Below are 2,579 nucleotides of genomic sequence, written 5' to 3' on the forward strand. Positions count from 1 at the left end.
CCCATTGAGCTGTTGTCCACGCGCCATAAGTTTTAGAACCATCCGGATTAATAGTTACCGGACGACTGACGGCCACTGTTTGGGTTTCTGTTTTCAGTTGACCGTTAGGTTGATGGAGATTAATCGTCCGGACTTTGGTTTTAGTTTCCGTCGTTTGGGTAAAGGCGGGCTTACTGTCCCAATCATAAGTCGTAACCTGATCTCGGCCGGTCAATTCCATTAAATCATTAGAAGTATACTTGTGTCCTTGTTGATAACCACTGGTGGCTACCCAATAAGGGGAGGCGATTATCCGATCAGTACCCAGAAGTCTGGTTCCGGTGTTCGGTACTTTTGGCAGGTAAACATACTTGAATTCAGTTTTAGGACCTAAAATCAAATGATTTAAATTTTGACAGGAAATAAATATACTATCTATATCTTCAATTTTGGAAAGGTCGAAATTGCTAAGATCTAGACTAGTTAATTCCTGGCAATATCCAAACATAAAACGCATACGTTCAACGTTAGCGGTATTGAAATTGCTAAGATCTAAACTAGTTAAACTTGAACAACCAGAAAACATACTTTCCATACAATTAACTTTAGCAGTATTAAAACTGCTGAGATCTAAACTAGTTAATCCGGAACAACCATGAAACATCCAAGACATATCAGTAACATTAGTGGTATGAAAATTACTAAGATTTAAATTAGTTAAACTGTAGCAATCATAAAACATCCAAGACATATCAGTAATATTGTCGTTATCCCAATTACTTAAATTTAAATTGGTTAAGTTTCGGCAGTCTCTAAATATGTCATACATATCAGTAACGTTAGCGGTATTGAAATTGCTGAGATCTAAACTAGTTAAACTTTGGCAATCATTAAACATCCCATACATATTAGTAACCTTAGCAGTATTGAAATGACTGAGATCTAAATTGATTAATTCCCGGCAATCTTTAAACATCTCACTCATATCAGTAACTTTAGAAGTATCCAAATGACTAAAATCGAGTTGAGGCCCTTGATAGCCTGCAAACATCCAAGACATATCAGTAACGTTAGCGGTATTGAAATGACTGAAATCTAGTTTAGGCCCTTGATAGCCTGCAAACATCCAAGACATATCAGTAACGTTAGCGGTATTGAAATGACTGAAATCTAAGCTAGCCCCTTGGTAATCTTCAAACATCCCCGCCATATTAGTAACGTTAGCGGTATCGAGATTAGCTAGACCAATAATCTTTTGTAGATTGTTTAAATATTCAAATAAATAACTGGAATCTTGGTTAGCTTTGACCCCGGGATCAATAATAATTTGTGTTAGGTCTTCAATCCATTGCCAATTACCATTGAAGACTTCGGGACTAGCGCCAATACTACCTACTGTATGTTGTAGATAACTACTATTTGGATCTTTTATAGTTTTCTGGCTGCTAGCACCGAAGGTCCCCTCATGGAAATGTAAAATATAATCATCACCTTGGTGCGTATATTCCCACTTACTGGTGCCCCAAGTACCTTGGGCAATTGTTTCTACTTGAGGATCTGTGGTAGTTGAGGCTGTGTTGGTACTATTTGTGGTCTTGATAGCTTGCGGAGCTGTTGGTGTTGTAGGTTGGCTTACTGGTTGAGTAATCTCATTAGCGCTATTAACTGATGAAATAGTTGCCGTGTTCTGAGTAGCAGTTCCCTGTGGTGGTTGTGCGGAAGTGGTTGTATTGTTATTGACAGTAGTTGTTTGTTCAGCTGTGGTCGTTGTAGATGAACCTGTAGACTGAGTTCTAGAAGTTTGGTTTGGGTTAACAGTCTCATTAACGGTGTCAGTACTAGTAAAAGCCTTTTGTGTGCTAGTCTGTTGATTGACGGACTGTTCCTCTTGGGTAGGTTCAGCAGATTTAGCAGTTGCTGTACCCCGCGGAGCCACCATACTCGTGGCTGTGGGGTCTGGAGCATTTGTAGCTGCCGCAGCCGCTTGTTGTTGGGTTAAGACAAAACCACACATTAACCCCACGAATGTTGTGGTCAGTGTGATACTTTTCTTTTGATTCAAAATAATTCCTCCTCCTTATGTAAGTTTAGATGTAACCTTATAGAACCGGTTACAAATTTATCTTAGCACTTTACTAAGAAAGCAATTAATCTATTTTAGATGTTTGCTTGGATTACATAAAAAGCCCTTCCTAAAAGGAAGAGCTTGAATTAAAAAATATAGTTACACAACAACTAGTTTGTGGGCGTGTAGTAGACGTCAACAGTTTGATCACTATCTTCTCCTGTAACCTGGTGGGCGGCTACTTGGTCTTGACTGGCAGTATAGCCGGCGAACACAGGAATCTGAATGGCATCCCAATTGTCCGTACTCCATGCACCGTAAGTTTTAGCACCAGTCACACCATCAATATAAACATTTCGCTTTAAGACTGCAGTTTGAATGTAAGTTTTCATAGTCCCATCCGGACGGTGAATATTGACGGTCCGTGTTAGAGCATTAAATTCTGTTGAATTATTAATCTGATGGGCCACTTGTACTTGAATGATTTGATGACCTGTGGCATCAATTGTAATGGTAGCGGGAGCAGCTGCTACTA

General features: G+C 39.4%; 2 protein-coding genes. Both read right to left on the minus strand.

Annotation, left to right across the window (positions count from 1 at the left end):
- The coding region (locus JG30_RS09100) for a BspA family leucine-rich repeat surface protein (RefSeq protein WP_179854060.1) at positions 1 to 2,041 on the minus strand (2,041 nt) is incomplete at its 3' end.
- A gap of 173 nt (positions 2,042 to 2,214) precedes the next feature.
- Positions 2,215 to 2,579: mucin-binding protein (locus tag JG30_RS08060; RefSeq protein WP_427846154.1), on the minus strand; the 365-nt coding region annotated here is incomplete at its 5' end.

This window comes from Bombilactobacillus mellifer (genome assembly GCF_000970795.1).
GTDB lineage: Bacteria > Bacillota > Bacilli > Lactobacillales > Lactobacillaceae > Bombilactobacillus > Bombilactobacillus mellifer.